The organism is Mesorhizobium sp. M0659 (assembly GCF_040320605.1).
In the GTDB taxonomy this organism is placed as follows: domain Bacteria; phylum Pseudomonadota; class Alphaproteobacteria; order Rhizobiales; family Rhizobiaceae; genus Mesorhizobium.
This window is the reverse complement of record NZ_JAMYPY010000008.1, coordinates 162,731-187,802: the sequence shown is the minus strand read 5'-3', so window position 1 is coordinate 187,802 and position 25,072 is coordinate 162,731. Positions and strand designations below refer to the sequence as shown.

Annotated in this window: 23 protein-coding genes and 1 pseudogene; 18 read left to right on the top strand and 6 right to left on the bottom strand. The window is 63.5% G+C overall.

The genetic code is table 11. The features are described from left to right. Positions 1 to 82: 82 nt before the first annotated feature. The 7 genes from NKI31_RS15600 (at position 83) to NKI31_RS15570 (ending at position 8,909) form a co-directional block, all read left to right on the top strand. Positions 83 to 3,133, top strand: a complete 3,051-nt coding sequence (locus NKI31_RS15600) for a caspase family protein (protein ID WP_352652017.1) — start codon at positions 83 to 85, stop codon at positions 3,131 to 3,133. A 99-nt stretch (positions 3,134 to 3,232) separates the two neighbouring features. Next, entirely contained in the window at positions 3,233 to 3,781 is a 549-nt protein-coding gene (locus NKI31_RS15595) for a histidine phosphatase family protein (RefSeq protein WP_023670442.1), read from the top strand. A 209-nt stretch (positions 3,782 to 3,990) separates the two neighbouring features. Further along, positions 3,991 to 4,272 carry an acyl carrier protein gene (locus NKI31_RS15590; RefSeq protein WP_010909964.1) on the top strand — a complete coding sequence of 94 codons (282 nt, stop codon included), beginning with the start codon at positions 3,991 to 3,993 and terminating at the stop codon, positions 4,270 to 4,272. Between the two features lie 55 nt (positions 4,273 to 4,327). Further along, positions 4,328 to 5,518, top strand: a complete 1,191-nt coding sequence (locus tag NKI31_RS15585) for a beta-ketoacyl-ACP synthase (protein WP_352652016.1) — start codon at positions 4,328 to 4,330, stop codon at positions 5,516 to 5,518. A gap of 42 nt (positions 5,519 to 5,560) precedes the next feature. After that, a complete protein-coding gene (locus NKI31_RS15580) occupies positions 5,561 to 6,832 on the top strand; it encodes a beta-ketoacyl-ACP synthase (RefSeq protein WP_023691043.1) in 1,272 nt (423 codons plus the stop codon). A 36-nt stretch (positions 6,833 to 6,868) separates the two neighbouring features. Beyond that, a complete protein-coding gene (locus NKI31_RS15575; RefSeq protein ID WP_023733737.1) occupies positions 6,869 to 7,897 on the top strand; it encodes a zinc-binding dehydrogenase in 1,029 nt (342 codons plus the stop codon). Between the two features lie 4 nt (positions 7,898 to 7,901). Continuing rightward, a complete protein-coding gene (locus NKI31_RS15570) occupies positions 7,902 to 8,909 on the top strand; it encodes a lipid A biosynthesis lauroyl acyltransferase (protein WP_352652015.1) in 1,008 nt (335 codons plus the stop codon). A gap of 13 nt (positions 8,910 to 8,922) precedes the next feature. On the opposite strand, the gene NKI31_RS15565 is transcribed toward NKI31_RS15570, so the two are convergent. Beyond that, positions 8,923 to 9,354 (bottom strand): L,D-transpeptidase, encoded by a 432-nt coding sequence (locus NKI31_RS15565; RefSeq protein ID WP_023681747.1) that lies wholly within the window; start codon positions 9,352 to 9,354, stop codon positions 8,923 to 8,925. Between the two features lie 223 nt (positions 9,355 to 9,577). Here NKI31_RS15565 and NKI31_RS15560 point away from each other — a divergent pair, with 223 nt between their 5' ends. The 5 genes from NKI31_RS15560 to NKI31_RS15540 all read left to right on the top strand — a co-directional run bounded on the left by NKI31_RS15560 (position 9,578) and on the right by NKI31_RS15540 (position 16,132). After that, complete coding sequence (locus tag NKI31_RS15560) at positions 9,578 to 10,858, top strand: acetylornithine deacetylase/succinyl-diaminopimelate desuccinylase family protein (protein ID WP_352652014.1); 1,281 nt, start codon at positions 9,578 to 9,580, stop codon at positions 10,856 to 10,858. Between the two features lie 121 nt (positions 10,859 to 10,979). Continuing rightward, entirely contained in the window at positions 10,980 to 12,455 is a 1,476-nt protein-coding gene (locus tag NKI31_RS15555; protein WP_352652013.1) for an ABC transporter substrate-binding protein, read from the top strand. Positions 12,456 to 12,699: 244 nt separating this feature from the next. Beyond that, positions 12,700 to 13,647, top strand: coding sequence for an ABC transporter permease (locus NKI31_RS15550; protein ID WP_352652012.1), 948 nt, complete (start codon positions 12,700 to 12,702; stop codon positions 13,645 to 13,647). Then, positions 13,644 to 14,513, top strand: a complete 870-nt coding sequence (locus tag NKI31_RS15545) for an ABC transporter permease (RefSeq protein WP_023700306.1) — start codon at positions 13,644 to 13,646, stop codon at positions 14,511 to 14,513. The genes NKI31_RS15550 and NKI31_RS15545 overlap by 4 nt, the downstream gene beginning before the upstream one ends. Next, complete coding sequence (locus NKI31_RS15540) at positions 14,510 to 16,132, top strand: ABC transporter ATP-binding protein (protein WP_352652011.1); 1,623 nt, start codon at positions 14,510 to 14,512, stop codon at positions 16,130 to 16,132. The genes NKI31_RS15545 and NKI31_RS15540 overlap by 4 nt, the downstream gene beginning before the upstream one ends. A 115-nt stretch (positions 16,133 to 16,247) precedes the next feature. On the opposite strand, the gene NKI31_RS15535 is transcribed toward NKI31_RS15540, so the two are convergent. Next, positions 16,248 to 16,679 (bottom strand): TerB family tellurite resistance protein, encoded by a 432-nt coding sequence (locus NKI31_RS15535; RefSeq protein ID WP_352652009.1) that lies wholly within the window; start codon positions 16,677 to 16,679, stop codon positions 16,248 to 16,250. 195 nt (positions 16,680 to 16,874) lie between these two features. Here NKI31_RS15535 and NKI31_RS15530 point away from each other — a divergent pair, with 195 nt between their 5' ends. The 3 genes and pseudogenes from NKI31_RS15530 to NKI31_RS15520 all read left to right on the top strand — a co-directional run. Then, a complete protein-coding gene (locus tag NKI31_RS15530; RefSeq protein WP_352652008.1) occupies positions 16,875 to 17,660 on the top strand; it encodes a TSUP family transporter in 786 nt (261 codons plus the stop codon). 52 nt (positions 17,661 to 17,712) lie between these two features. Beyond that, on the top strand, positions 17,713 to 17,883 hold the full coding sequence (locus tag NKI31_RS15525; RefSeq protein ID WP_023670429.1) for a hypothetical protein: 171 nt from the start codon (positions 17,713 to 17,715) through the stop codon (positions 17,881 to 17,883). A gap of 99 nt (positions 17,884 to 17,982) precedes the next feature. Next, positions 17,983 to 18,201, top strand: a pseudogene (locus tag NKI31_RS15520) (AraC family transcriptional regulator); the annotation flags it as partial. Between the two features lie 107 nt (positions 18,202 to 18,308). Here NKI31_RS15520 and NKI31_RS15515 read toward each other — a convergent pair. Beyond that, positions 18,309 to 19,784: a cobyric acid synthase gene (locus NKI31_RS15515; RefSeq protein WP_352652007.1), complete on the bottom strand. Its 1,476-nt coding sequence runs from the start codon at positions 19,782 to 19,784 to the stop codon at positions 18,309 to 18,311. A gap of 2 nt (positions 19,785 to 19,786) precedes the next feature. Next, positions 19,787 to 20,395: a dimethylsulfonioproprionate lyase family protein gene (locus NKI31_RS15510; RefSeq protein ID WP_352652006.1), complete on the bottom strand. Its 609-nt coding sequence runs from the start codon at positions 20,393 to 20,395 to the stop codon at positions 19,787 to 19,789. A 149-nt stretch (positions 20,396 to 20,544) separates the two neighbouring features. Between NKI31_RS15510 and NKI31_RS15505 the strand changes: the two genes are divergently transcribed. The 3 genes from NKI31_RS15505 (at position 20,545) to mmsB (ending at position 23,073) form a co-directional block, all read left to right on the top strand. Next, on the top strand, positions 20,545 to 21,714 hold the full coding sequence (locus NKI31_RS15505) for an isobutyryl-CoA dehydrogenase (RefSeq protein ID WP_023725617.1): 1,170 nt from the start codon (positions 20,545 to 20,547) through the stop codon (positions 21,712 to 21,714). A gap of 35 nt (positions 21,715 to 21,749) precedes the next feature. Continuing rightward, on the top strand, positions 21,750 to 22,118 hold the full coding sequence (locus NKI31_RS15500; protein ID WP_023725616.1) for a four helix bundle protein: 369 nt from the start codon (positions 21,750 to 21,752) through the stop codon (positions 22,116 to 22,118). Between the two features lie 70 nt (positions 22,119 to 22,188). Then, positions 22,189 to 23,073: a 3-hydroxyisobutyrate dehydrogenase gene (gene mmsB / locus NKI31_RS15495; protein WP_023725615.1), complete on the top strand. Its 885-nt coding sequence runs from the start codon at positions 22,189 to 22,191 to the stop codon at positions 23,071 to 23,073. 426 nt (positions 23,074 to 23,499) lie between these two features. On the opposite strand, the gene NKI31_RS15490 is transcribed toward mmsB, so the two are convergent. Together NKI31_RS15490 and NKI31_RS15485 are read right to left on the bottom strand one after the other, a co-directional pair. Beyond that, positions 23,500 to 24,879 (bottom strand): aspartate aminotransferase family protein, encoded by a 1,380-nt coding sequence (locus NKI31_RS15490; RefSeq protein WP_352652005.1) that lies wholly within the window; start codon positions 24,877 to 24,879, stop codon positions 23,500 to 23,502. Positions 24,880 to 24,931: 52 nt separating this feature from the next. Next, positions 24,932 to 25,054: a hypothetical protein gene (locus NKI31_RS15485; RefSeq protein ID WP_023670422.1), complete on the bottom strand. Its 123-nt coding sequence runs from the start codon at positions 25,052 to 25,054 to the stop codon at positions 24,932 to 24,934. Between the last annotated feature and the right edge of the window lie 18 nt (positions 25,055 to 25,072).

Here is a 25,072-nt window from a genome sequence, read left to right as displayed (position 1 = left end):
GATCCGCCCGGCGCCTGAATTTGATCATGGTCGGGTGGCAGCGCTATACAGGCTTGGGATCATCAGGGCGGACACACAGCGAATGGTTGCGACGCCGAAACAGCGTCATTTCAGACAGGGGTGGCTGGTCGGACAAGTGTGGCTGGTCAGACAGGGGTGGCTGGCGGGTTTCGTCGCTATACTGCTTTGCCTTGGCGTATCTGAGGCCCAGGCCGCCGAGACCAAAAGTCTCAAGGGCGTGGCGCTGATCATCGGCCAGTCGAAATACGAACACATCGCAGCCCTTGCCAACCCGGCCAACGACGCCCGCGACATGGCCAAGATGCTGACCGATCTCGGCTTCGACGCCCGCAACGTCACCGATCGCGATGCCGCCAAGCTGAAGCGCGATCTCGATCGGTTTGTCGAGGATGCCGACGGCGCCGACGTCGCCTTCATCTATTATTCCGGTCACGGCATCGAGGCGGGCGGCGAGAACTATCTGGTGCCGGTCGACGCCGACGTCTCGTCGCTGAAAAATGCCGGTGAGGCGCTGGTGCCGATTTCAGCCGTCATGGACGAGCTGAAAAAGACCGTGCCGGTGACGATCGTGCTGCTTGACGCCTGCCGCACCAACCCGTTTCCGCCGGACGCGGTCGTGCGACGCGGGCCGACGGCTTCCGCCGAGCCTGTCGGCGCCGGCGGGCTGGAACCGGTCCGCGGCGCCAAGGCGCTTGCCAGTGCCTCAGTGGATGATGCCAGCCTGGGAACCGTGGTCGGCTTCGCCGCCGAGCCGGGCCGACCGGCGCTCGATGGCGCCGCCGGCGAAAACAGCCCCTACGCCGCCGCCCTGCTGCGCCACCTCACGGCGATGAAAGGCACCGAGTTCGGCTCGGTCATGCGCATGGTCACCGAGGAAGTCTATCTCGACACCAAGGCAAAGCAGCGCCCCTGGGTCAGCGAGAGTCTGCGTCGCCTGCTCTATTTCGGCGTCGCGCCGCCGGAACCGACCGGCGACGACGGGCTGATCACCGGTGAGCGGCGGCAATTGCTGCTGACCATTTCCGACCTGCCCGATCCCAAACGGGCTCAGGTGGAGTTGGCTTCTCTGCAGGACGGCGTGCCCCTTGACGCGCTCTACGGCGTGCTCAAGGCGCTCGGCACGGAAAAGATCCCTGAGGATCCCAACGACCTGCAGAAGGTGCTGGACAGCCAGGCCGAGCGTCTGAAGAAGATGATGGCCGAGCGCGCCGCATTACGCACCGACGATCCCGAGATCAGTCGCCTGGTCGCATCCGCCGACAAGGCCATAGGCCAGGGCGCCATGGTGACGGCGCGCAAATTCCTCGACGACGCGGTCGGCCGGATCGAGGAAAACAGCGGTGCGGTCGACGATGCCGAGGACCTGCTCCGGCAAAAGCGCATCGCCGACGCCGCCATCTATGCCAAACGCGCCGACGCCGCCGCGCTGGTCTTCGACTACAAATCCGCCGCCAACGACTATGCCAAGGCGTATTCGTTGGTCGAGAAGTGGGACGAAAAGCTGCGCTGGAACTACAAGAACCAGGAGGCCGAGGCGTTGAACGCTCATGGCTACGCCACCGGCGACCTCGATGCGCTGCAGCACTCCATCGAGGCCTATCGCACCATCTTGAACTTCATCCCCAACGGCGAACAGAATCGCGACTGGGCAATCACCCGCAACAACATGGCGGTGGTGCTGCAGACCATTGGAGAGCGCGAAACCGAGACTGCGCATCTCGAAGAAGCAGCGGTGATTTTCCGCGATTCGCTGGTGGTGTTCGAGCGCGAGAAGGACGACCGCAACTGGGCCGCGGCGCAGAACAACCTGGCCAACGTGCTTCTGAAGATCGGCGAACGCGAGAGCGACCCGAAGCGTCTCAATGAAGCGGTGGCGGCGACGCGCGCCACCCTTGAGAAGCGTCCGCGCGACAAGCTGCCGTTGGACTGGGCCGGTTCGCAGAACAATCTAGGCCTCGCGCTCTATGCACTCTCCGAGCGTGAGCCTGCCGGCGAGCATCTCACCCAGGCCGAAGCAGCCTACCGGCTGGCGCTTGAGGAATACACACGCGAGAAAGCACCCGTGGAATGGGCGATGGTCGAGAACAATCTCGGCAACACGCTTGTAACGCTTGGCATCCAGCTCAACGACAAGGCGAAGATCAACGAGGCGGCCGACGCGTTTCGCGCCGCGCTGGAAGTGCGAACCCGCGAAACTTTCCCGGTGTCCTGGGCGACCAGCCGCCTCAACCTGGGCAATGCGCTGAGCGGTATCGCCCGCTTCGATATGGGCACGGCTACGCTCGAAGAAGCTGCTGCTGCCTATGACGACGCTCTGACGGTGTTTACCCGCAAGCGCTTCCCGATGGACTGGGCGTCAGCCCAGAACAATCTCGGCTCGATCTATCAGACGCTGGGCCAGCGCACGCGTGATGCGGCCAAGCTGGAACAGTCGGCGGCAGCCTTCCAGGCGGCACGGCAGGTCTATGTCAGGCGGAAGTTCCCGCAGGACTGGGCGATGAGCTACTACAATCTCGGCAACACGCTGCAGCTTCTCGGCGGCGTCACCGACAAACCCGAGCATTACAGCGAGGCGGTCGACGCCTACGGCAATGCGTTGCGCGAGTACAAGCGCGAGACGAACCCGCGGCAATGGGCAATGGCCCAGGCCGGCCTGGGCTCGACGCTGCACTGGTTGAGCATGAGCAATGGCGATGCCAAGACCCTGCAGGATTCGATTGCGGCGCGGCGGGCAGCGCTCGAAATACTCACCATCGAGGCCGCGCCGGTCGACTGGGCCAACGCTCAAAATGGCATCGGTATGAGCCTGCTCAATCTCGGCAATCTCCAGCGGACCGACAAATATCTCAACGACGCCGAAGCGGCGTTCACGGCGGCGCTGAAGGTGTTTACGCGCGAAAGTCAGCCGCTGCAGTGGGCCTTCGAGCAGAACAATATCGGCGACGTCCACTGGAACCGCGCCAGCTATGGCGCGGGCAAGCCGGAATATCTCAAGGCGATCGAATTCTTCGAGAACGCCAAGCAGGGCTTCACCGAAGCCGGCTACACGATCCCTATCCCGCTCACCGATCAGAAGATCGAGCTGGCGAAGAAGCAAATGGCGAAAATGTGAAGCGAACCGAGGGTTCGCCTTTCGCTTGTCTTTGTGCCGGCTTTCCGATCCCTATATCAGAATGACCGGAGCCGGCATCCGGCTCCCGGAAAGGTTTCGATGATTCGATTTGTGCTGTCGCTGTTCCTGCTTGCTGTTCCCGCCGTCGCCCACGCGACCGACGCCGGCTGGGCGCTGCTGCGTGACGGCGGCCATGTCGTGCTGCTTCGCCACGCACTGGTCACCGGCACCACCGACCCCGCCAATTTCGTCATCGACAACTGTGCCACCCAGGTCAATCTATCGGCGCGCGGCAAGCAGCAGGCGAGCAAGATCGGCGCGCTGTTCGGCGCCCGCGCCGCCCCCATCGAGCGGGTGCTGTCCAGCCGCTATTGCCGCTGCCTCGACACTGCCCGCATCGCCTTCGAAGCGGAGCCGGAGCTTTTTGCGCCGCTCGACCTCCTGAGGAGCGATCCGACCGAGAAGGCCGCGCAGCTCGACGCGGTGATGAAGGAAATCCGCGCCTACACCGGTTCCGACAATCTGGTCATGGTCACGCATCTCGAAAACATCGTCGCGCTGACCGGCGTCTCGCCGCGCGAGGGCGAAGCGGTGGTGGTCGAGCCGCAGGGCGATGGCTTGCGCGTGCTCGGCCGCGTCACGTTCTGAGAGAGCCAGTGGTCAAGCTCCGTGAAAACTAAGCTGACGTAACGTCAACTGGAAGAGCCACCGGCTTGTCGGGCGGCCCTTCTTGTCTTCACGGGAGGGCCATCCCATCTGCGCCCCGCGCATCAGGCCTTTTCCTGCCGGGAAAAACCGATTAGACAGCGCCCAAACCAGATGCGGACAGATTCCGCCCGCAACCGAAGGAAGAGCCCTTGTCCACCACGTTCGACAAAGTCGCCAAGATCATTGCCGACACCAGCGAGATCGATATCGACACCATCACTCCCGAGAGCCACACGATCGACGATCTCGGCATCGACAGTCTCGATTTCCTCGATATCGTCTTTGCCATCGACAAGGAATTCGGCATCAAGGTGCCGCTGGAAAAGTGGACCCAGGAAGTCAATGACGGCAAGGCTTCGACCGACGATTACTTCGTCATGAAGAACCTGTGCGCCAAGATCGACGCGCTGGTCGCCGCCAAGACCGCCTGATATCGGCTGGCGCGCGGCCTTGACGGGCTGCGCCGCCTGACCCACAAAGCCGCTCATGAGCAGCCCTCGCGACGTCGTCATCACCGGTATCGGCCTTGTCTCCTCGCTGGGAGAGGGTCCGGATACCCACTGGCAGAAGCTGGCGCAGCCCGGCCTGCAGCCGGTGCTCGAATCCGCGCGCTTTGCGCCCTACACCGTGCATCCACTGCCGGAGATCGACTGGAACCTGCAGATCGCCAAGCGAGGCGACCAGCGGCAGATGGAAACATGGCAGCGGCTCGGCACCTATGCGGCCGGCATGGCGCTGGACGACGCCGGCATCAAGGGCAATGACGAGCTCTGCACGACCATGGACATGGTTGTCGCTGCCGGCGGCGGCGAGCGAGACGAGGCGGTCGATGCCGCCATCCTCGCCGCGTCCGAGAGCCGCAACGACCGCGACGTGCTGCTCAACGAGAAGCTGACCACCGAATTGCGGCCGACGCTTTTCCTGGCCCAGCTCTCCAATCTGCTCGCCGGCAACATCTCCATCGTCCACAAGGTGACGGGATCGTCGAGGACCTTCATGGGCGAGGAAGGTGCCGGCGTCGCCGCCGTCGAGACCGCCGCCGCGCGCATCCGCTCCGGACAGTCGACGCACATACTGGTCGGCGGCGCCTTCCAGACCGAACATTCCGACATGCTGCTCGGCTATGAATTGGCCGGCTATCTGCATCGCGGCCCATGGATGCCGGTCTGGCAGAGACAGGGCGCCGAGGGCGGCGGCCTGGTCTCCGGCTCCGGCGGCGCTTTCCTGGTGCTGGAGCAGCGCGAACACGCGCAAAGCCGTGGCCGCAAGATCTATGCCGAGCTCGGACCGGTCGTCTCAGGCCGCGCCCGGCGCTCGCGCGGCGAGCTTGACGCCGAGATCGCGGCATTGCTCAAACAGGCGGCTCTCCCGAACGGCAAGTTGCTGGCCCTGTCGGGCGCCTCCGGGGCGCATACCGCAACGTCAGCCGAAAAGTCAGCGCTGGATGCCAATCCGGCGATATCGGCGCGCGGCTTCGCCACGCTGACCGGTCATATGAAGGAAGCGCAGTTTCCATTCGCGGTCGCCCTCGCCGCCCTGGCCGTCGACCGCAAGGCCGCCTACCCCGTGTTCGACGCCGCGGCCGAGAAGCCGTTCGAAGGCATTCCCGAAACCGTGCTCGCAACGGCGATCGGCTATCACCAATTCGAGGGCATGGCGCTGGTCAACGCTGCTTGAAGCAGCGCTGCGCGATCATGCTGCAAAGTTAAGAGGTTCCGGATGGCCAATCTCAGAGATCACATGGGCAGGCCGATCGTCGCCGTCACCGGCATCGGCGTGGTAACCTCGCTCGGCGTCGGCAAGGCAGACAATTGGGCGGCACTGACCTCCGGCAAATCGGGCATCCACCCGATCACCCGCTTTCCCGTCGACCACCTCAACACCCGCATCTCCGGTATGGTCGATTTCCTCGACTCAAGCTCGAAAGGCGCCAGCCTGCTGACCTACGAGCTGGCCGAAACCGCAGCGAAGGAGGCGGTGGCCGAATCCGGCCTCGATTCCTCTGATTTTGGCGGGCCTCTGTTCCTCGCCTCGCCGCCGGTCGAACTCGACTGGCAGGATCGCTTCGCGCTCTACAATTCCGACGCCAAAGGCGCCGGCGCCGAAAGGCTGCTCAGGGTGGCGCGCGGGCTGAAGGAAACAGATACGTTCGCAAGCACGCAGTTCGGCGCGATCGCCGACCGGCTGGCCGACCGCTTTGGCACGCGCGGCCTGCCGATCACGCTGTCGACGGCCTGCGCTTCGGGCGCCACCGCCATCCAGCTCGGCGTCGAAGCGATCCGCCGCGGCGAATGCGACCGGGCGCTGTCCATCGGCGCCGACGGTTCGGCAACCGCCGAGGCGCTGATCCGCTTTTCGTTGCTCTCGGCGCTGTCGACCCACAATGACATCCCTGAAAAGGCGTCAAAACCCTTCTCCAAGGACCGCGACGGCTTTGTGCTGGCCGAAGGCTCCGGCGCTCTGGTGCTGGAATCGCTTGAGGCAGCCCTTGCCCGGGGCGCCAGCGTTCTCGGCATCCTGCGCGGCTGCGGTGAAAAGGCCGACGATTTCCATCGCACCCGTTCCAAGCCCGACGGTTCGCCGGCGATCGCAGCAGTCCGCGCCGCCCTTGCGGATGCCGGCCTGAGCAAGGACGAGATCGACTACGTCAACGCTCACGGCACCTCGACGCCGGAAAACGACAAGATGGAGCATCTGTCGCTGTCGACCGTGTTCGGCGATCGCATCGGCTCGATGCCGGTCTCGTCCAACAAGTCGATGATCGGCCACACGCTGTCGGCGGCGGGTGCTGTCGAAGCGGCGTTTTCGCTGATGACCATGCGCGAAAGCGTCATTCCGCCGACCATCAACTACGACAATCCCGACCCGGCAATCGTGCTCGACGTGGTGCCCAACAAGAAGCGCAATGCCGAGGTTCGTAGCGTTCTGTCGAACTCGTTCGGCTTCGGCGGCCAGAACACTTGCCTTGTCATGGCGCGGGAACCGGTCTAAGCGACCTTTTTCAGCCAGACTGAACTGACAGGCCCCATGCGCGCACTGCAACTTATCGAGGACCGCCGTCTTGAAACGGTGGACCTGCCGCCCCCGCCGCCCCCCGCATTGGGCGAAGTCACGTTGCGCATCAAGGCGGTCGCGCTGAACCATATCGACGTCTGGGGCTGGCGTGGCATGGCCTTCGCCAAGCGTAAGCTGCCGCTGGTCGTCGGCGCCGAAGCCTCCGGCGAGGTCGAGGCTGTCGGCCCCGGCGTGTCCAGCCTGCTGCCCGGACAATTGGTATCGATCTACGGCGCTCGCACCTGCGGCCTTTGCCGCGCCTGCCGCGAAGGCCGTGACAATCTCTGCGAACATGTCTCGGGCGTCCACGGCTTCCATCTCGACGGCTTTGCGCAGGAGAAGATCAACCTGCCGGCGCGCCTGCTGGTCCCTGCCCCTCCCGGTGTGACCGATGTCGGCGCTGCCGTCGCCCCTGTCACCTTCGGCACCGTCGAGCACATGCTGTTCGACAATGCCAAGCTGCAGCCCGGCGAAACCATCCTCATCCATGCCGGCGGCTCCGGCATCGGCTCGGCGGCGATCCAGTTGGCCAAGCGCATGGGTTGCACCATCATCACCACGGTCGGTTCCAACGACAAGATCGACAAGGCCAAGGCGCTCGGCGCCGACCATGTCATCAACTACCGCGACGATCGTTTCGAAGGCGTCGTGCGCAAGCTCACCAGGAAGAAGGGCGTCGACGTCGTCTTCGAACATGTCGGCGCCGACACCTTTGCCGCCTCGATGCTGTGCCTCAAGCGCGGCGGCCGCCTGGTCACCTGCGGCTCGACCTCCGGCGTGTCGACGCAGATCAATCTGATGCAGCTGTTCCAGCAGCAGCTGAAGCTGCTTGGGTCCTTCGGCTGCCGCATGGAGAACATGGCCAACGCCATGCAGAAGATGGCGGCGGGACAGGTCGCACCTGTCATCGACACCGAAGTCGGCTTCGACGGCATCGACGCCGCGTTGAAGCGCATGGAAGGCCGCGACGTGTTCGGCAAGATCATCCTGCGCGTTTCTTAGGACCATGGCCGGCTCGGTGTTCAAGAAAGCCCGCCGGGACTTCATGTTCCGCTATGGCCGAAGACTGCGCCAGATGGAGCACTGGCTGGTGGCGCGCGTGGCGATGACGATCATCTCGCTGCTGCGCCTCTTGCCCGCCGACAGGGCGCTCAATTTCGCCGACCGGGCGGCACGGCGCATCGGTCCGTGGGTCGGGCGCCACCGTGTCGCCATCAACAATCTGCGCCTTGCCTATCCCGAAAAGAGCGATGTCGAGATCGAGGCCATCGCCTCCGACATGTGGGGCAACATGGCCCGGCTCGCCGCCGAATACATCTTTCTTGACGCCCTCTTCGACTATGATCCGAACGCAGCGACGCCCGGCCGCGTCGAAGTCGGTGGCGCCGATCATTTCCATCAGATAGCTGGCGAGGACAAACCGCATATCCTGTTCACCGGCCATCTCGGCAATTTCGAGCTGCTGCCCGTGGCAGCCGCGACGTTCGGCATGAAGATCACGGCGCTGTTTCGTCCCCCGAACAATCCTTACCTCGCCGATTATATCCATTCGACGCGGCGTTCGAGCATGGGCGCCTTGCTGCCGTCTTCGACCGGCGCCTCCTTCGCGCTGGCGTCGATTCTGGAGAAAGGCGGCAATATCGGCGTTTTGGTCGACCAGAAATTCTCCAGCGGGCTGGAGACGATCTTCTTCGGTCGCCCGTGCCAGAGCAATCCGGTTCTGGGCATGCTCGCCCGTCACTATGATTGCGACGTCTATCCGGCGCGATGTGTGCGGCTGCCAGGCAACCGCTTCCGCCTCGAGATCGAGGACAAGCTGACCTTGCCGCGCAATAAAAGCGGCAGCGTCGATGTCGCGGCCACCACCCAACTGCTCGCCGACGTGGTCGAGCGCTGGGTGCGCGAGGATCCGGGACAGTGGATGTGGTTCCACAAAAGGTGGGAAATCTCAGGCCGGCGTCGCCGCCGGCGCGGACAGGCCAACGCCACCGGCCAGGGGCAGCGTCAATCTTAAGTCGTCGAAAGCCTCAGTTCGTCACAACGATCCGCGTATTGCCGAAGCCGACTTCGCGCACCATCGCATAGAACATCGCGGCATTGGCGGTGTGCAGCCGAACGCAGCCATGCGATGCCGGACGCCCTAGCTGCCTGACCGCGCCGGTGCCGTGGATGGCGTAGCCGCCATGGAAGAACACCGAGTAAGGCATTGGCGACATGTGGTATTTCTTCGAATACCACATCCGCGCCGTGCGTTGCGGCCGATAGGTGCCGCGCGGCGTGAAATAGCCACTGCGGGCGGTCGACACGCTCCAGCGATAAAGCACCTGGCCGTATTGGCTGACGGTCATGGTCTGCGACGAGACGTCGATGCTGGCCACCAGCGAGGCAGCCCTGCTTTCGATGGACGTGCCGAACAGCATCGCCGCAAAAGCAGCTGCCATGAGAACGATTTTAGTCATGAGATCAAACCCCTTTGATGCCCCTTGCCTGCCCTGTCATCACGCGGTTTTTCATCTTTTTAACGACAGGTGAGTGATCTAACACACACTCCTTGATAAATTCGCCAATCTAAAGCAGCGAATTTGAACGATTTTCCCGCCATAGTTGCCGCTGCGACACGAAGTTTCGGCGCCAGTGGCGCGATGCTTGCAAAACCACCCCCTTGCCTGCTCAAATCCGGGAATGAACGAACGACTCTTCAAAGCGATAGACGCCCGTGTTGATGACTTGGTCGCACTGACCGCCGACCTGATCCGCTTCCCGACCATCAATCCGCCTGGCGAAGCCTATCGCCCCTGCGTCGAATATATAGGTGCGCGCCTAGGCAGGCTTGGCTTCGAAACCGAATTCATCCGCGCCGAAGGCACGCCCGGCGATACCGACCGCTATCCCCGCGTCAATGTCGTCGCCCGCTTCGACGGCCGCTCGCCTGGGGCCTGCGTCCATTTCAACTCGCACATCGATGTGGTCGAAGCCGGCGAGGGCTGGAACGTCGATCCCTTTGCCGGCGTGGTGAAGGACGGCAAGGTCTACGGGCGCGGCGCCTGCGACATGAAAGGGGGCATGGCCGCCTCGATCATCGCGGCGGAAGCCTTCATGGAGGTATTCCCCGACTTTCCTGGCGCCATCGAAATCTCCGGCACCGTCGATGAAGAGTCCGGCGGCTTCGGCGGCGTCGCCCATCTGGCGAAGCTTGGCTATTTCTCGAAACCCAAGGTCGACCACGTCATCATCCCCGAGCCGCTGAACAAGGACCGCATCTGTCTTGGCCATCGCGGCGTCTGGTGGGCGGAGATCGAGACCAAGGGCGAGATCGCGCATGGCTCGATGCCGTTCCTCGGCGACAATGCCGTGCGCCACATGGGCGCCGTGCTGCAGGCCTTCGAGGATGAACTGTTTCCGGCGCTCGATCGCAAGGTGACGCGCATGCCTGTCGTGCCCGAAGGCGCAAAGCGCTCGACCATGAACATCAACTCGATCCATGGCGGCCAGACCGAGGATTTCCGCCCCGGCCTGCCCTCACCCAACGTGCCCGACGCCTGCCGGCTGACCATCGATCGCCGCTTCCTGCTCGAGGAGGACCTTGCCACGGTCAAGAGCGAGGTGACCGATATCCTCGACCGGCTGAAGCGCGAGCGCAAAAAGTTCGACTACGAGATTCGCGACCTGATGGAGGTGCTGCCGCTGATGACCGAGCGCGACGCGCCGGTGGTCAAGGCGGTGGCGCAAGGCATCATGGCGATCTTCGACCGTGAGCCGGATTATGTCATTTCACCAGGCACTTACGACCAGAAGCACATCGCCCGCATCGGCCACATCTATGATTGCATCGCCTATGGCCCGGGCATTTTGGACCTCGCCCACCGGCCCGACGAATGGGTCGGTATCTCTGATATGGTGGAGTCGGCCAAGGTGATGGCGATCGGGCTGAATGTGCTGCTCAGGGGCACGGCCGCGGACTGAACCATCGGCTTCGCTGAAAAAACATTCCTCCCCGCGCCGCTGCGGAGCACGAAACGCAATTTACTCCACCTCGAAATCACGCTTCTATCGCACCAGGGTTCGAGCATTTGGGAGTTGCACGATGAAATTGTGGAAAACCATTCTTGCCGCCGCAGTGCTGGCACTGGCCGGCAGTCAGGCATTTGCCGCACGCACCGACCTGGTGATCGGCATTCCGCTCGAGCCGCCACATCTCGATCCGACCGCCGGTGCTGCCGCGGCGATCGACGAAGTGCTCTACGCCAACGTCTTCGAGGGCCTGACCCGCATCGGTCCGAATGGCGAAGTGCTGCCGGACCTCGCCGAGAGCTGGGCCATTTCCGATGACGGCAAGGTCTACACCTTCAAGCTGCACACCGGCGTCAAATTCCATGACGGCAGCGATTTCGACGCCGGCGACGTGAAATTCTCGCTCGACCGCGCCCGCGCCGACAATTCCGTAAACGCGCAAAAGGCCCTGTTCGCCGCCATCGATACGGTCGAAGTCGTCGATCCGACGACAGTCAAGGTGACGCTGAAGAACCCGCAGGGGTCGTTCCTCTACAATATGGGCTGGGGCGACGCGGTGATCGTGGCGCCCGAGAGCGCAGACACCAACAAGGAAAAGCCCATCGGCACCGGCCCGTTCAAATTCCAGAGCTGGACCAAGGGCTCGTCGATCACGCTGGTGAAATCGGACACTTACTGGGGCGCTCCGGTATCCCTCGACAAGGCCGAGTTCCGCATCGTTCCCGACGCCGCTGCCGCCGTGCCGGCGCTGCTCTCCGGCGACATCCAGGCTTTCCCTTTCTTCGATCCCGACAGCGTCGCGCAGGTCAAGGACGATCCGCGCTTCAAGGTGGTGGTCGGCTCGACCGAGGGCGAGACCATTCTGGCGATCAACAACAAGAAGCCGCCTTTCGACAAGCTCGAGGTGCGGCAGGCAATTGCCTTCGCGCTCGACCGCAAGGCGATCATCGACGGCGCCTCGGCCGGGCTCGGCGTGCCGATCGGCTCGCACATGTCGCCCGCCAGCAAGGCCTATGTCGACCTCACCGGCCTGTACCCGCACAATGTCGACAAGGCCAAGGAGCTGCTGAAGCAAGCCGGCTTCGAAAACGGAATCAAGGCGACGCTGAAACTGCCGCCGCCTTCCTATGCACGGCTTGGCGGCGAGATCATCGCCTCGCAGCTGCGCGACGTCGGCATCGACCTGGAAATCATTCCGGTCGAATGGGCGCAGTGGCTGGATCAGGTGTTCACCAAGAAGGATTACGACCTGACCATCGTCTCCCACACCGAGCCCAACGACATCGATATCTATTCGCGCAAGGACTACTACTTCAACTACGACAACCCCGCCTTCGACAAGATCATCGCCGAGCTGAACCTCACCTCCGACGACGCCAAGCGCAACACGCTGCTCGGCGAAGCACAGAAGATCCTGGCCGACGACGCCGTGGTGGGGTTCCTCTATGAACTGCCGAAGGTCGGCGTCTGGGACGCCAAGCTGCAGGGCCTGTGGGAAAACGCGCCGATCCAGGCGAATGACCTGACCAAGGTGAAGTGGGCGGATTGAGGCGGCGGGCCAAAGGGCGGCGTTTGCGCTCCGTCACACCCCCCTCTGCCCTGCCGGGCATCTCCCCCGCAAGGGGGGAGATCGGGCTATCATCTCCGCTTTCGCCTATCGCGAACGTTGAACGCTGGTCGACGACACAGAAACTGCTGATCTCCCCCCTTGCGGGGGAGATGTCCGGCAGGACAGAGGGGGGTGGGCGGGAACTCGACTTTCAGGGCGCAGCCGCACCGGGCGCCCCTCCACCATGACCGCCTACCTCCTCCAACGCCTCGCCATTGCCGTCGCCACCTTGATCCTGGCCTCGATGGTCGTCTTCGCCGTGCTCGAAATCCTGCCCGGCGACCCGGCGCGGCTGATGCTGGGCCTCAACGCCAGCGCCGAGCAGGTCGAACTCCTGCGCAACCAGATGGGCCTCAACGCGCCGCTTCTCCTGCGCTACCTTCATTGGGTCGGCGGTCTGCTTAGCCTCGATTTCGGCCGCTCCTACACTTATTCAGTGCCGGTCATCGACCTTGTCCGCGAGCGCATGGCGGTTTCCCTGCCGCTGGCGCTGATCGCGCTGGCGCTGTCCACCATCATTGCCATCCCGGTCGGGCTCTATTCCGCCAGCCGGCGCGGGCGGGCCGGTGACACGATTGCCATGGGCGCCGCCCAACTCGGCGTCGCCATCCCGAACTTCTGGTTCGCGCTGATGTTGATCTACCTCTTTGCCGTCTGGCTGCGGCTGGTGCCGGCCGGCGGCTTTCCCGGCTGGAGCGCCGGTGTCTGGCCGGCGCTGAAATCGCTGCTGCTGCCGGCCGTAGCACTTGCGCTGCCGCAGGCGGCGATCCTGGCGCGCGTTGCCCGCTCCGCGCTGCTCGAGGTGCTGAACGAGGATTATATCCGCACCGCCCGCGCCAAGGGCCTGCCCTATCGTGCCGTACTATGGCGGCACGCGCTGCGCAACGCGATGATCCCGGTTCTGACCATTCTGGGCCTGCAATTCGCCTTCCTGCTCGCCGGCACCATCATCATCGAGAACGTCTTTTATCTCCCCGGCCTCGGACGGCTGGTGTTCCAGGCGATCACTCAGCGCGACCTGATCGTGGTGGAAAGCATCGTCATGCTGCTGGTCGTCGCCGTCATTGCCGTCAACCTCGTCGTCGACGTCTCCTACGCCATCGTCGATCCGCGCCTTCGAGGCCGGCAATGACGCTGCACATCGACATCCCGCAGGAGACGTTGGGCAGCATTCTGGCCAAGGCCTTCCGCAACCGCTCCTTCCTCATCGGCTTCGCCATCACGGTGCTGGTGGCTGCAATAGCGGTCATCTCCTACGTCTGGACGCCCTACGACGTGACCAAACTGGTGATCTCGGACAAGACGCTCGCGCCCTCTGCGGCGCACTGGTTCGGCACCGATCATTTCGGCCGCGACATCCTGTCGATGATCATGGTCGGCGCCCGCAACTCGATCGCCGTGGCGCTGGTCGCGGTCGGCATCGGCATGGGCGTCGGCGTGCCGCTCGGCGCCTTCGCCGCGGCGCGCGGCGGGTTCGTCGACGAGGCGCTGATGCGGCTGAACGACCTTGTCTTCGCCTTTCCGGCGCTTTTGTCGGCGATCATGATCACCGCCATCTTCGGACCGGGCGCCATCAACGCCATCATCGCGATAGGCATCTTCAACATCCCGGTGTTTGCGCGCGTCGCCCGCGCCGGCGCGCTGGCGATCTGGCCACGCGAGTTCATCCTCGCCGCGCGCGCCGCCGGCAAGAGCAAGACGCAGATTACAATCGAGCACGTGCTGCCCAACATCGCCACGCTGCTTCTGGTGCAAGGCACCATCCAGTTCGCGCTCGGCATTTTGGCCGAAGCCGGTCTCTCCTATGTCGGCCTCGGCGCCCAGCCACCAATGCCGAGCTGGGGCCGCATGCTGTTCGACGCCCAGACGCGCATGGTGGTGGCGCCGTGGATGGCGATCTTCCCCGGCATGGCCATTGTCGTCACCGTGCTTGGGCTCAATCTGCTCGGCGACGGCATCGCCGACATACTCGACCCGAAATCGCGGCGGCAGCGATGAGCCTGCTGCAGATCGAGAACCTGTCGCTGGCGATCGGCGACGCGCCGATCCTGAAAGGGGTCGAGCTCTCCGTCGCGCCCGGCGAGGTGATGGGCCTGGTCGGCGAATCCGGCTCGGGCAAATCGATGACGGCGCTGGCCATCATGCAGCTTCTGCCGCATGCTGCGCGCGCCACCGGCTGCGTGACCTTCGACGGCATCGACATCCTCGCGGCCAAAGAGGACCAGATGTGCGCGTTGCGCGGCGATGACATCGGCATGGTGTTCCAGGAGCCCATGACGGCGCTGAACCCGGTCAAGACCATCGGCGAGCAGGTCGCTGAAGGCATACGCTGGCACACCAGGGCAAGCCGCGCGGAAGCCGAAGACCGGGCGCGCAAAATGCTCGACCGCGTCGGCCTGCCCGAGGCCAAATTCCCGCTGTCGCGCTATCCGCACGAACTGTCGGGCGGCCAGCGCCAGCGCGTCGTCATCGCCATTGCCTGCGCACTGAAACCCAAGCTGCTCATCGCCGACGAGCCGACCACGGCGCTCGACGTGGTGCTGCAGGCGCAGATCCTCGACCTCTTGCGCGGCCTTGTCAGCGAAAACCGCATGGGCCTGCTTCTGATCTCGCACGATCTCGCCGTCGTAACCGAAATGGCCGACCACATCACCATCCTGCGTCACGGCGAGGTGATGGAAGCCGGCGACACCGCACGCACGCTGTCTGAACAGCTGCATCCCTATACGCGCCAGCTGGCGCTTGCCTCCATGCATGTGCCGGCCCGCGCCAAGGTTCACGCCAACGGATCGGCCAAGCCGCTGCTTGAGGTCGAAGGCGTGACCCGCGACTATCCCGGGCGGCGTACATCCCTGTTCAAACCCGCTCCCCCGATCCGCGCTGTCGACGACGTCTCCTTGTCGCTGGCGCCGGGCCAATCGGTGGCGCTGGTCGGCCGCTCCGGCTGCGGCAAGTCAACGCTTGCCCGCATGATCCTGGCGCTCGACAAATCGACCTCGGGAACGATCCGCTTTCGCGGCGAGACCATCACCGGCAAAAGCGAGGCGGAGCTCAAAGCCGCGCGGCGCGACATGCAGGTGGTGTTCCAGGATCCCTACGGCTCTTTCGACCCGCGCCAGAAGGTCGTAAAACTGGTCGCCGAGCCGCTGCATGTACTGGAGACGAAGCCGACACCGGCTGAGCGGCGCGAGATGGTGGCGCACGCACTGCACGAGGTCGGCCTCGGTACCAGCGACATGGACAAATATCCGCATGAGTTTTCCGGCGGCCAGCGCCAGCGCCTGTCGATCGCCCGCGCCATCATCACTAGGCCGAAGCTGGTCGTCGCCGACGAGCCGGTCTCGGCGCTCGACGTCTCGATCCGCGCCCAGATCCTCGATCTGTTCGCAGAGCTCAACCAGAAGCTCGGCATCGGCTATCTCTTCATCACCCACGATTTGACCGTCGCCCGCGCCATCACCGATGAGGTGCTGGTCATGCATGACGGCAGGATCGTCGAGCGCGGCAAGACCGGTGACGTGCTCGATCATCCGCAGTCGGAGGCGGCCAGGGCGCTGGTCGCGGCTGCGCCCGATCTGCATCGGGCGATCGCTCACCGTATGCAGGAACAGGGGTAAGTGACCGGTTCGCGCAGCGAATTCATCGTGCCAGTGGCACGATGAAAGGTCACAAACGCTGGGACGCTGCGAAGCAGCGGGGACCCGGCTGGGCGGCCGTTGCCCCTGGTCTGCCTCACTCCTCCGGCTTCACCACATCGACCGGGCTGATGTCGAGCAAATCGAGCGTGCGGCGCAACAGCCGCACTTCGCTCTCGGCCAGTTTGGAATCGGCTTTGGCGATCTCCGCCATGTGGAGCGCCAGCAACTTGCGCCGTTCGACATCGAGATCGCGGAACAGCGCAATGGCTTGCGAACCGTTGGTTTCGTAGCCGAAATCATTGAGATATTCGATGACCGCGTCGATGCTGCTTTCCGGGATGCCGAAGGCGTCCTTGCAGATGCGCCGGAAGGCGACCATCTCGCTCTCCGAAACCGAGCCGTCGGCCAGGATCATGCGAAACAGCATCAAGAGTTCCGCCGACAGCACCGGGTCGTCGGCAACCTTGCGCACGCCGGGGTCACCATCGAAGATCGAGCGTATCTGGTCGAGCAATGCCATCGCCAACAGTATCCCTTTTCCGAGTCCGCCCAGTGCATATGACCCAAAATTGCCCAGCGGTATTGGGATAATGACATGCACCACAGGAAATCCAAGCGCAACGCGCTTGGATGGACGTAGCGCGGAATCGGCCTTGCGCAAACCAGATGGCCATGAGAAGGCGCGGCATCACCTTTCCCGCCGGAATGTTCAGAAATCCCGATGCTCGACCTCGCTACCCACACCGTCATCATGCTTGCCTTGGCCGCCTTTGCAGCCGGCTTTGTCGATTCGATAGCCGGCGGCGGCGGGCTGATCACCATCCCGGCCCTGCTGCTTGCCGGCTTCCCGCCGGTCGCAGCACTTGGAACCAACAAGCTGCAGGGCATTTTCGGCACCGCTTCGGCGACCATCCACTACGCCATGAATGGCCATGTCGATCTGCGCCGACAGCTGCCATCGGCGCTTCTGGCCCTTACCGGCAGTGCCGTCGGCGCCTTGCTGGCGGCATTCGTGCCAGGTGATCTCCTGCGGGCGCTGCTGCCGCTGCTTTTGATCGCCATCGCGATCTACTTCGCCGTGAAACCCAACATGAACGATGTCGACCGCGCCGAGCGCCTGTCGCCCTTCCTGTTCGGGCTGATCATCGCCCCTTTGGTCGGCTTCTATGACGGGCTGTTCGGGCCGGGAGCCGGCTCCTTCTATATGCTGGCCTTCGTCAGCCTTGCCGGCTTCGGCGTGCTCAAGGCTACGGCACACACCAAGCTGCTCAATTTTGCCTCCAACATCGGCGGCTTCATCGTCTTTGCGGTCGCCGGCGTCGTCTACTGGAAGATCGGGCTGATGATGGGCGTCGCCCAGTTCCTCGGCGCCCGGCTCGGCGCCAGCCTTGCCATCCGCATCGGCGCCCGGCTGATCAAGCCGCTGCTGGTGATCATCTGCCTGGCTCTGGCGGTGAAGCTGCTGGCCGACCCGGCGAACCCATTGCGCCAGCTGATTGGTGTATAAGCCTCACGCCTGATAGAGTGCCGTTGTACGAATCATGTTGGAGGGACCACACATGAATCTTAGTGCACCCACTCAGCTTGTTTTCATCATATCCCTTGTCATCGCCATCATCGGCGTGCTCGCCGCGCTTGGCGTTCTTGCGTTCATTCCTCTGGCTGCGGTGTGGATTGTCCTCATCGCATACATCGTGCTTGCCGCCGCCTGCCTGATGCGCGGCGCCTAGGCGCCCGCGACTTCTGCAATTCGAAGCGCCCGGTCAAAAGCCGGGCGCTTTTGCTTTGGATGCATGGTCCGTTAGGCTCTTCCGCGCGGAAGGATGACCATGTCCGGCGAGACGGAGCGCCACGATCAACAGCACCGCCCGGTAGCCGACCGCTTCGAGATGGTGCGGCGCGCGCCGGGCCTGCGGCTGCAGAACGCGGTCACCGACATTTGTGGCTATCGCGAAACGGCGCCCGGCCATTTTCGCAATGTCGAATACGCCTCGCTCACCGTCCCGCTGGTGATCAGTTTCGCAGAATCCTTCGCCATCGGCCTTGGTCCTTCAGCGCCGCGTCGAAGGTCGGCGAAAGCGCCCGAACTTCGACATCCACGGAGTGGAAACGAAGCGGACGCGCAGACCCGAGGATGGCGAAACGGTGGACGGTCCTACCTTGCTAACCCAAAAATCGCATCGCACTCAAGATGGCGCTCCAGCTCGGTGGCGATCTCGTCCAGCGCTTTTTCCACGTCCGCGCGATAGTCGATGCCGCCGCCTTTCACGCCGAGGCTTTCCAGGAATCTCGCCCGGCAAGCGTCGGCGGAAAACAGGCCGTGCAGATAGGTGCCAAAAACCTTGCCATCGGCGGAAATAGCACCGTCGTCGATGCCGTTGATCACAGCCGACGGCCGCGCCATGTCCGGCCCGGTGGTGCGGCCGAGATGAATTTCGTAGCCCTCGAGCGCCAGGCCGAACGGCACTGAGCGGGCGCTGACATTGCGCACCGTCTTTTCCGGTTCCATCACCGTCTCGATGTCGAGCAGACCAAGACCTTCCGCCTCGGTGACGCTGCCCTCGATGCCATCGGGATCGCGCACCAGGCGGCCGAGCATCTGGAAGCCGCCGCAAATGCCGACGATATGGCCGCCGCGTTTGCGGTGCGCGAGGAGATCGCGATCCCAGCCATTCTCGCGGAATTTCATGAGATCCCCGATCGTCGATTTGGAACCGGGAATGACCACCAGGCCGGCATCCTCCGGCAAGCGCTGCCCCGGCGGCACGAACACCACTTCGACCTGCGGCTCGGCCTTGAGCGGGTCGAGGTCGTCGAAATTGGCGATGCGGCCAAGCATCGGCACGGCGACCTTCAACGCCCGCTTCTCGCCCGATGCCAGGCGTTCGAGCACGACCGAATCCTCCGAAGGCAATCGCGCCGCCGCCTTCAGCCACGGCACGACGCCAAAGCAGCGCCAGCCGGTGAAGCTTTCGATCGACCGGATGCCGTCGTCGAACAGCGAGACATCGCCGCGGAACTTGTTGATGAGGTAGCCGACGATCATGCGCCTGTCTTCCTCCGGCAGGATCAGATGCGTGCCGGCGACCGAAGCGATGACGCCCCCGCGGTCGATGTCGCCGACCAGGATCACCGGCACGTCGGCGCGTGTGGCAAAGCCCATATTGGCGATGTCGCGACTACGCAGGTTGATTTCGGCCGGCGATCCGGCGCCCTCGACGATGACCAGATCGGCGCCCTCACCGACCTTCGTCCAGGACTCCAGCACGGCGTCCATCAGCCCCGCTTTCATTGTCTGGTAGTCGCGCGCTCGCGCCTCGCCGAACACCTTGCCCTGCACGATCACCTGCGAACCGATGTCGCTCTGGGGTTTGAGCAGCACCGGATTCATATGCACGGTCGGCTGAACACCACACGCCAGCGCTTGCAGCCATTGCCCACGGCCAATCTCGCCGCCGCCGGCGCGGTTGTCGCCGGGAATGTCGGCGACGGCGGCATTGTTCGACATGTTCTGCGGCTTGAACGGCCTGACTTTCAGCCCGCGATTCCTGGCCGCGCGGCAGAGACCCGCCACCAACACGGTCTTGCCGACATCCGAGCCCGTGCCTTGCAGCATGATCGCCTTGGCCATGCTCAGCCCCTGCCCTGCGCGCCGGAAACGGTCGATTTCTGCGCCAGCGGCCCGCCGCGCCAGATGTAGAGCGCCAGCAACGGTTCGCTGCCGGTGCGCATGGCATGGCTGACATTGGAGGCGTGATGGATAATTTCGCCCGCCTGGCGGATGTGAAAGCCGCCCTCGCCCATGCGCCATTCGGTGCCGCCGGTCAGCGGAATGTAGATCTCCTCGGCAATGTGATGATGGTCGGGATAGGTGATGCCGGGCCCCAGGATCAGCAATCCGGCCGCGACCTCTTCATTGGCGAAATGGCCGCGCGTGCCAAACACCTCCAGCCAGCCGTATTTCTGCAAGAACGCTTCACCAAAATCGCTCGCGTTGTAGGTCTGCCCCCAGCACAGATCGTCACGACGCTCCGCCAGCAGTTGCACCAGAGGCTGCGGGTCCGGCGGCGCCAGTTCGACAATGCGGTCGAGCAGACCAAGGCAAGGCAGCGGATGCGCTTCGAGCACGCGCGCCGTCATATTCCAGCCGATCCGGGTCACGGCGTCCCGCACCAGCGCGTTGTCCACGCCCCGGAGATAGGCATGGAAGCGGTCGAGCAATTCGTCGAAATATGTCGGCACGCAATGCTCCGTTGATCCATTCATGCACAGCGGCTGCGCGGCGAGCCGGGTTGCGCGGCGGCATCATTGGTCTAGATTGAGCGGCGCGCAAAGCCAAAAACAACAGGCCAGCAAGCCAACCCCAACTGGGGAAACACAGGGAGCACGCCATGGACGCCGCGGTCGATGCGAGCACCAGTCAGTTCGAACTCAATGAGGAGCAGCGCGCCATCCAGGAGATGGCACAGGCCTTCGCCGCCGATCGCGTTGCGCCCAATGCGCTCGAATGGGACCGGGCAAGACACTTTCCCGCCGATGTAATCCGCGAGACCGGCCCGCTTGGCCTTGGCGGCATCTATGTCAGGGACGATGTCGGCGGCTCGGCGCTCGGCCGGCTCGACGCCGTGCTGATCTTCGAGGCACTGTCGCACGCCGATCCGGCGTTTTCCTCCTTCATCTCGATCCACAATATGGCGGCGTCGATGATCGACCGCTTCGGCGACGACGAGCAGCGCCAACGCTTCCTGCCGAAGCTGACCTCGATGGAATGGCTGGCGAGCTACTGCCTGACCGAGCCGGGCTCAGGCTCGGATGCCGCGGCGCTGACGACGCGCGCGGTGAAGAGCGGCGACGACTATGTGCTTAACGGCGCCAAGCAGTTCATCTCCGGGGCCGGCGACAGCGACCTCTATGTCGTCATGGCGCGCACCGGCGCCGACGGGCCGAAGGGCATTTCCACCTTCGTCGTGCCGAAGGATGCGCCCGGCCTGTCCTTCGGCGCCAACGAGCACAAGATGGGCTGGCACATGCAGTCGACCCGCCAGGTGATCTTCGAGGACTGCAAGGTGCCGGCTGCAAACCTGCTGTCGGGGGAAGGCGCAGGTTTCGGCATCGCCATGGCCGGCCTTGACGGCGGCCGCCTCAACATCGCTGCCTGTTCGCTCGGCGGCGCGCAATCTGCGCTCGACAAGGCGCTGTCCTATACCGCCGAGCGCAAGGCTTTCGGCTCGAAGATCAACCAGTTCCAGGCGCTGCAGTTCAGGTTGGCCGACATGGAGACCGAATTGCAGGCAGCGCGGATCTTTCTCTACGCCGCCGCCTCGAAACTCGACCGCAAGGCGTCGGATGCCGGCAAATGGTCGGCCATGGCCAAGCGCTTCGTCACCGACATCGGCTTCAACGTCGCCAACGAGGCGCTGCAGCTGCATGGCGGTTATGGCTATCTTCATGATTACGGTATCGAAAAACTGGTGCGCGACCTGCGCGTCCACCAGATCCTCGAAGGCACCAACGAGATCATGCGCGTCATCATCGCGCGGGCGTTGATTGGACGGCAGTAGGCAGTAGGCAGTAGGCAGTAGGCAGTAGGCAAAGGATGACCGGCAAGATCAACTCGTACAAGGATCTTATCGTATGGCAGCAGGCGATGGATCTGGCTGTCAGCACCTACTCATTGACCAAGACATGGCCCAAAGAGGAATTGTATGGGCTGACCAGCCAAATCCGCCGTTCAGCAACCTCTATCCCTGCAAACATCGCGGAAGGCTATGGCCGAGACAACCGAGGCTCCTATCAGCAATTTCTCAGGACAGCCCAAGGCTCGCTGAAGGAGTTCGAGACACACCTCCAAATCGCTCAACGCATTGGCGTTGCCACGCATGGGCAAGCTGAGCACCTGCTTCTGGCGGCCGAGGCCATCGGAAAGATGCTTCGCCAACTTGTTATCAAACTCGCACCCGAATAGGTCGCCCTACTGCCTACTGCCTACTGCCTACTGCCTACTGCCTACTGCCTACTCATCATGGAGCACCGCTATGACCACCATCGCCTTCATTGGTCTCGGAAATATGGGCAATCCGATGGCTGCCAATCTCGTCAAGGCGGGGCACGCGGTGCACGGCTTTGACCTGATGCCGGAAAACCTCACCGTCGCCCGCGAGCATGGCGTCATTGTCATGGCGAATGCCGTGGCGGCGGTGAAGGACGCCGATGTCGTGATCACCATGCTTCCCGCCGGCAAGCACGTGCTCTCGGTCTACGAGGACATCGCACCCAAGGCCAAACCAGGCGCCCTGTTCATTGATTCCTCGACCATCGATGTCGAGTCGGCCCGCAAGGCGCATGCCGTAGCAAGGAAGCAAGGGCTGCATTCGATCGACGCCCCCGTCTCCGGCGGCACCGGCGGTGCTGCTGCGGGAACGCTAACCTTCATGGCCGGCGGCGCCAAGGATGCCTTCGCCAAGGCCGAACCGGTCCTGAAGCCGATGGCAGGCCGCATCGTCCATTGCGGCGACGACGGCGCCGGTCAGGCAGCCAAAATCTGCAACAACATGATGCTCGGCATTTCGATGATCGGCGTCGCAGAGGCCTTCGTGCTGGCCGAAAAGCTCGGCCTCTCGCATCAGGCCCTGTTCGACGTTGCCTCGACCTCGTCGGGCCAGTGCTGGTCGCTGACCACCTACTGCCCGGTGCCGGGTCCCGTGCCGGCCTCACCCGCCAACCGCGACTACAAACCGGGCTTTGCCGCGGCACTCATGCTGAAGGACCTGAAACTGGCGCAGGAAGCCGCCCAAAGCGCCGGCGCGGTGACGCCGATGGGGGCCGAAGCGGCCCAGCTTTATGCGCTGTTCAACGCCCAGGGAAATGGCGGCGACGATTTTTCCGGCATCATAAATTTCCTTCGCGGCAGTTCTCTATAAGTTTCGAAATTTGGCAGCGCTTTTCTCGATTTTTATTGCGCGGAAAAATTGCAAATTTAGATTTGCTTAAGCTCTCGATAACCCGGCGGTAACGATGTGCCTATATAACGGATGGCGAGGCGGACACATCGCATCCGCCCGGCGCTCCGGATCAGGTCTCGCGTACCGGAGCCCGTAAGTTTCGCAAGTGTATTGTTGGCGAAATGCCATGCGTATCTGGCAAAGCCGCGTTCCGATGGAGCGCGGTTTTTTGCGTTTTGCAGTCCTATACTGTTCGGTCTGAATTATATTCCGATTGCAGCGTTCGGAATTGCCTGATGGTCTTCATTGACCAGCACGATCGGTGCGCTGACCCCTTCGACCCTGACGATAAGCAGGCGCACAGTCCGGGCGCCCTGATTGCAAGGCGTCCGGCTGTCGTTCCATCTACTTCTTGCGCAAATCCGCTTGCGCCAGATCCAGCGCTTTGGCGATGCGATCGCAAGCCATGTCGATCGTCGCGCGGGTCCAGATCAGCGGCGGCGACAGGATCATCGTGTCGCCGGTGGCGCGCAGCATCAGGCCTTGCGCGATGGCGTGGTCGCGGACGGTGACGGCGGCACTGCCCGCCGGCAGGAAGCGCTCCTTGGTCGCCTTGTCCTTGACGATCTCGACCGCTCCCATCAGCCCGATCGATCGCACCTCGCCGACCAGTTCGTGGCCGGCAATGCGCTCCTGCAGCGCCTGGGCGAAGTAAGGTCCAGTGTCGTTCCTGACCCTGTCGACTAGGCCTTCTCGCTCCATGATCTCGAGATTCTTCAGCGCCACCGCGCACGCCACCGGGTGACCCGAATAGGTATAGCCGTGGTAGAATTCGCCGCCCTTTTCGACCAGCGTCGCCGCGATACGGTCGCCGACCAGCAGCGCCGACAGCGGCTGATAGCCCGAGGTCAGTGCCTTGGCCGTGGTGATGGTGTCCGGCTCGATGCCGAAGGTCTGCGCCGCAAACCATTCGCCGGTGCGGCCATAGCCGGTGATGACCTCGTCCAGCATCAAAAGCACATCGTATTTGCGGCAGATGCGCTGCACTTCCGGCCAATAGCTCATCGGCGGTATTTTCACCCCGCCCGCTCCCATCACCGGCTCGCCGATGAAGGCAGCCACCTTGTCGGCGCCGGCCTCCAGAATGGCATCCTCGACCGCCTTGGCCGCGCGCAGGCCGAAATCATGGTCGCTTTCGCCAGGCAGCGCCAACTCATAGGCATAGGGCATCATCACATGGACGATGTTGGGAACCGCCCCGCCGAGCTGCTTGTGCATCAAATCCATGCCGCCGAGCGACGTGCCGGCGACGGTCGAGCCGTGATAGGCCGACTTGCGCGAGATGATGCGGTTCTTCTCCGGTTTGCCTTCCAGCACCCAATAGTGGCGCACGAGCCGCAGCGCCGTGTCGTTGGCCTCCGAGCCGGAGGAGCCGTAAAACACCTGGGCGATGCCCTTGGGCGCCAGCTCGGCCAGCTTCTTCGACAGCAGCACGGGCGTCGGCGTCGAGCATTTGAAGAAGGAATTATAGTAGGGCAATTCCTTCATCTGCGCGTAAGCGGCGTCGGCCAGCTCGTCGCGGCCATAGCCGACATTGACGCACCACAGCCCGGCCATGCCGTCGAGTATTTGGGTGCCGTCGGCATCGTAGATGAACGGGCCGTTGGCGTGGGTGATGATGCGCGAGCCGGTCTCGCGCAATTCCTTGTGGTCGGTGAAGGGATGCAGATGATGCGCGGCGTCAATCTGCTGAAGCTGCTTCAGCGAATAATTCTGGTAAGTCATGGGTTTGCTCTTTCCTCTGGAATCAAACCGGCAAGCTGCCGGGGCGACTTCGTCAGAGGACGGCGGGCGGCGAATAGCCGATGCGGGCGCACAGCCTGAGCAGTTCGGCGCGCAGCGTGCGCGGCGACGGTGTCACCGCGACCCCGAAGGCGCCGGATGTGCTCATGTAGACCATGGCGGCAGTCTATGCCGC

Bases quoted from the DNA above. Each gene is read 5' to 3' on its own strand.
- NKI31_RS15600 (WP_352652017.1), top strand. From the start codon at position 83: ATGGTTGCGACGCCGAAACAGCGTCATTTCAGACAGGGGTGGCTGGTC.
- NKI31_RS15595 (WP_023670442.1), top strand. From the start codon at position 3,233: ATGATTCGATTTGTGCTGTCGCTGTTCCTGCTTGCTGTTCCCGCCGTC.
- NKI31_RS15585 (WP_352652016.1), top strand. From the start codon at position 4,328: ATGAGCAGCCCTCGCGACGTCGTCATCACCGGTATCGGCCTTGTCTCC.
- NKI31_RS15580 (WP_023691043.1), top strand. From the start codon at position 5,561: ATGGCCAATCTCAGAGATCACATGGGCAGGCCGATCGTCGCCGTCACC.
- NKI31_RS15575 (WP_023733737.1), top strand. From the start codon at position 6,869: ATGCGCGCACTGCAACTTATCGAGGACCGCCGTCTTGAAACGGTGGAC.
- NKI31_RS15570 (WP_352652015.1), top strand. From the start codon at position 7,902: ATGGCCGGCTCGGTGTTCAAGAAAGCCCGCCGGGACTTCATGTTCCGC.
- NKI31_RS15565 (WP_023681747.1), bottom strand. From the start codon at position 9,354: ATGACTAAAATCGTTCTCATGGCAGCTGCTTTTGCGGCGATGCTGTTC.
- NKI31_RS15560 (WP_352652014.1), top strand. From the start codon at position 9,578: ATGAACGAACGACTCTTCAAAGCGATAGACGCCCGTGTTGATGACTTG.
- NKI31_RS15555 (WP_352652013.1), top strand. From the start codon at position 10,980: ATGAAATTGTGGAAAACCATTCTTGCCGCCGCAGTGCTGGCACTGGCC.
- NKI31_RS15550 (WP_352652012.1), top strand. From the start codon at position 12,700: ATGACCGCCTACCTCCTCCAACGCCTCGCCATTGCCGTCGCCACCTTG.
- NKI31_RS15545 (WP_023700306.1), top strand. From the start codon at position 13,644: ATGACGCTGCACATCGACATCCCGCAGGAGACGTTGGGCAGCATTCTG.
- NKI31_RS15540 (WP_352652011.1), top strand. From the start codon at position 14,510: ATGAGCCTGCTGCAGATCGAGAACCTGTCGCTGGCGATCGGCGACGCG.
- NKI31_RS15530 (WP_352652008.1), top strand. From the start codon at position 16,875: ATGCTCGACCTCGCTACCCACACCGTCATCATGCTTGCCTTGGCCGCC.
- NKI31_RS15525 (WP_023670429.1), top strand. From the start codon at position 17,713: ATGAATCTTAGTGCACCCACTCAGCTTGTTTTCATCATATCCCTTGTC.
- NKI31_RS15515 (WP_352652007.1), bottom strand. From the start codon at position 19,784: ATGGCCAAGGCGATCATGCTGCAAGGCACGGGCTCGGATGTCGGCAAG.
- NKI31_RS15505 (WP_023725617.1), top strand. From the start codon at position 20,545: ATGGACGCCGCGGTCGATGCGAGCACCAGTCAGTTCGAACTCAATGAG.
- NKI31_RS15500 (WP_023725616.1), top strand. From the start codon at position 21,750: ATGACCGGCAAGATCAACTCGTACAAGGATCTTATCGTATGGCAGCAG.
- mmsB (WP_023725615.1), top strand. From the start codon at position 22,189: ATGACCACCATCGCCTTCATTGGTCTCGGAAATATGGGCAATCCGATG.
- NKI31_RS15490 (WP_352652005.1), bottom strand. From the start codon at position 24,879: ATGACTTACCAGAATTATTCGCTGAAGCAGCTTCAGCAGATTGACGCC.
- NKI31_RS15485 (WP_023670422.1), bottom strand. From the start codon at position 25,054: ATGGTCTACATGAGCACATCCGGCGCCTTCGGGGTCGCGGTGACACCG.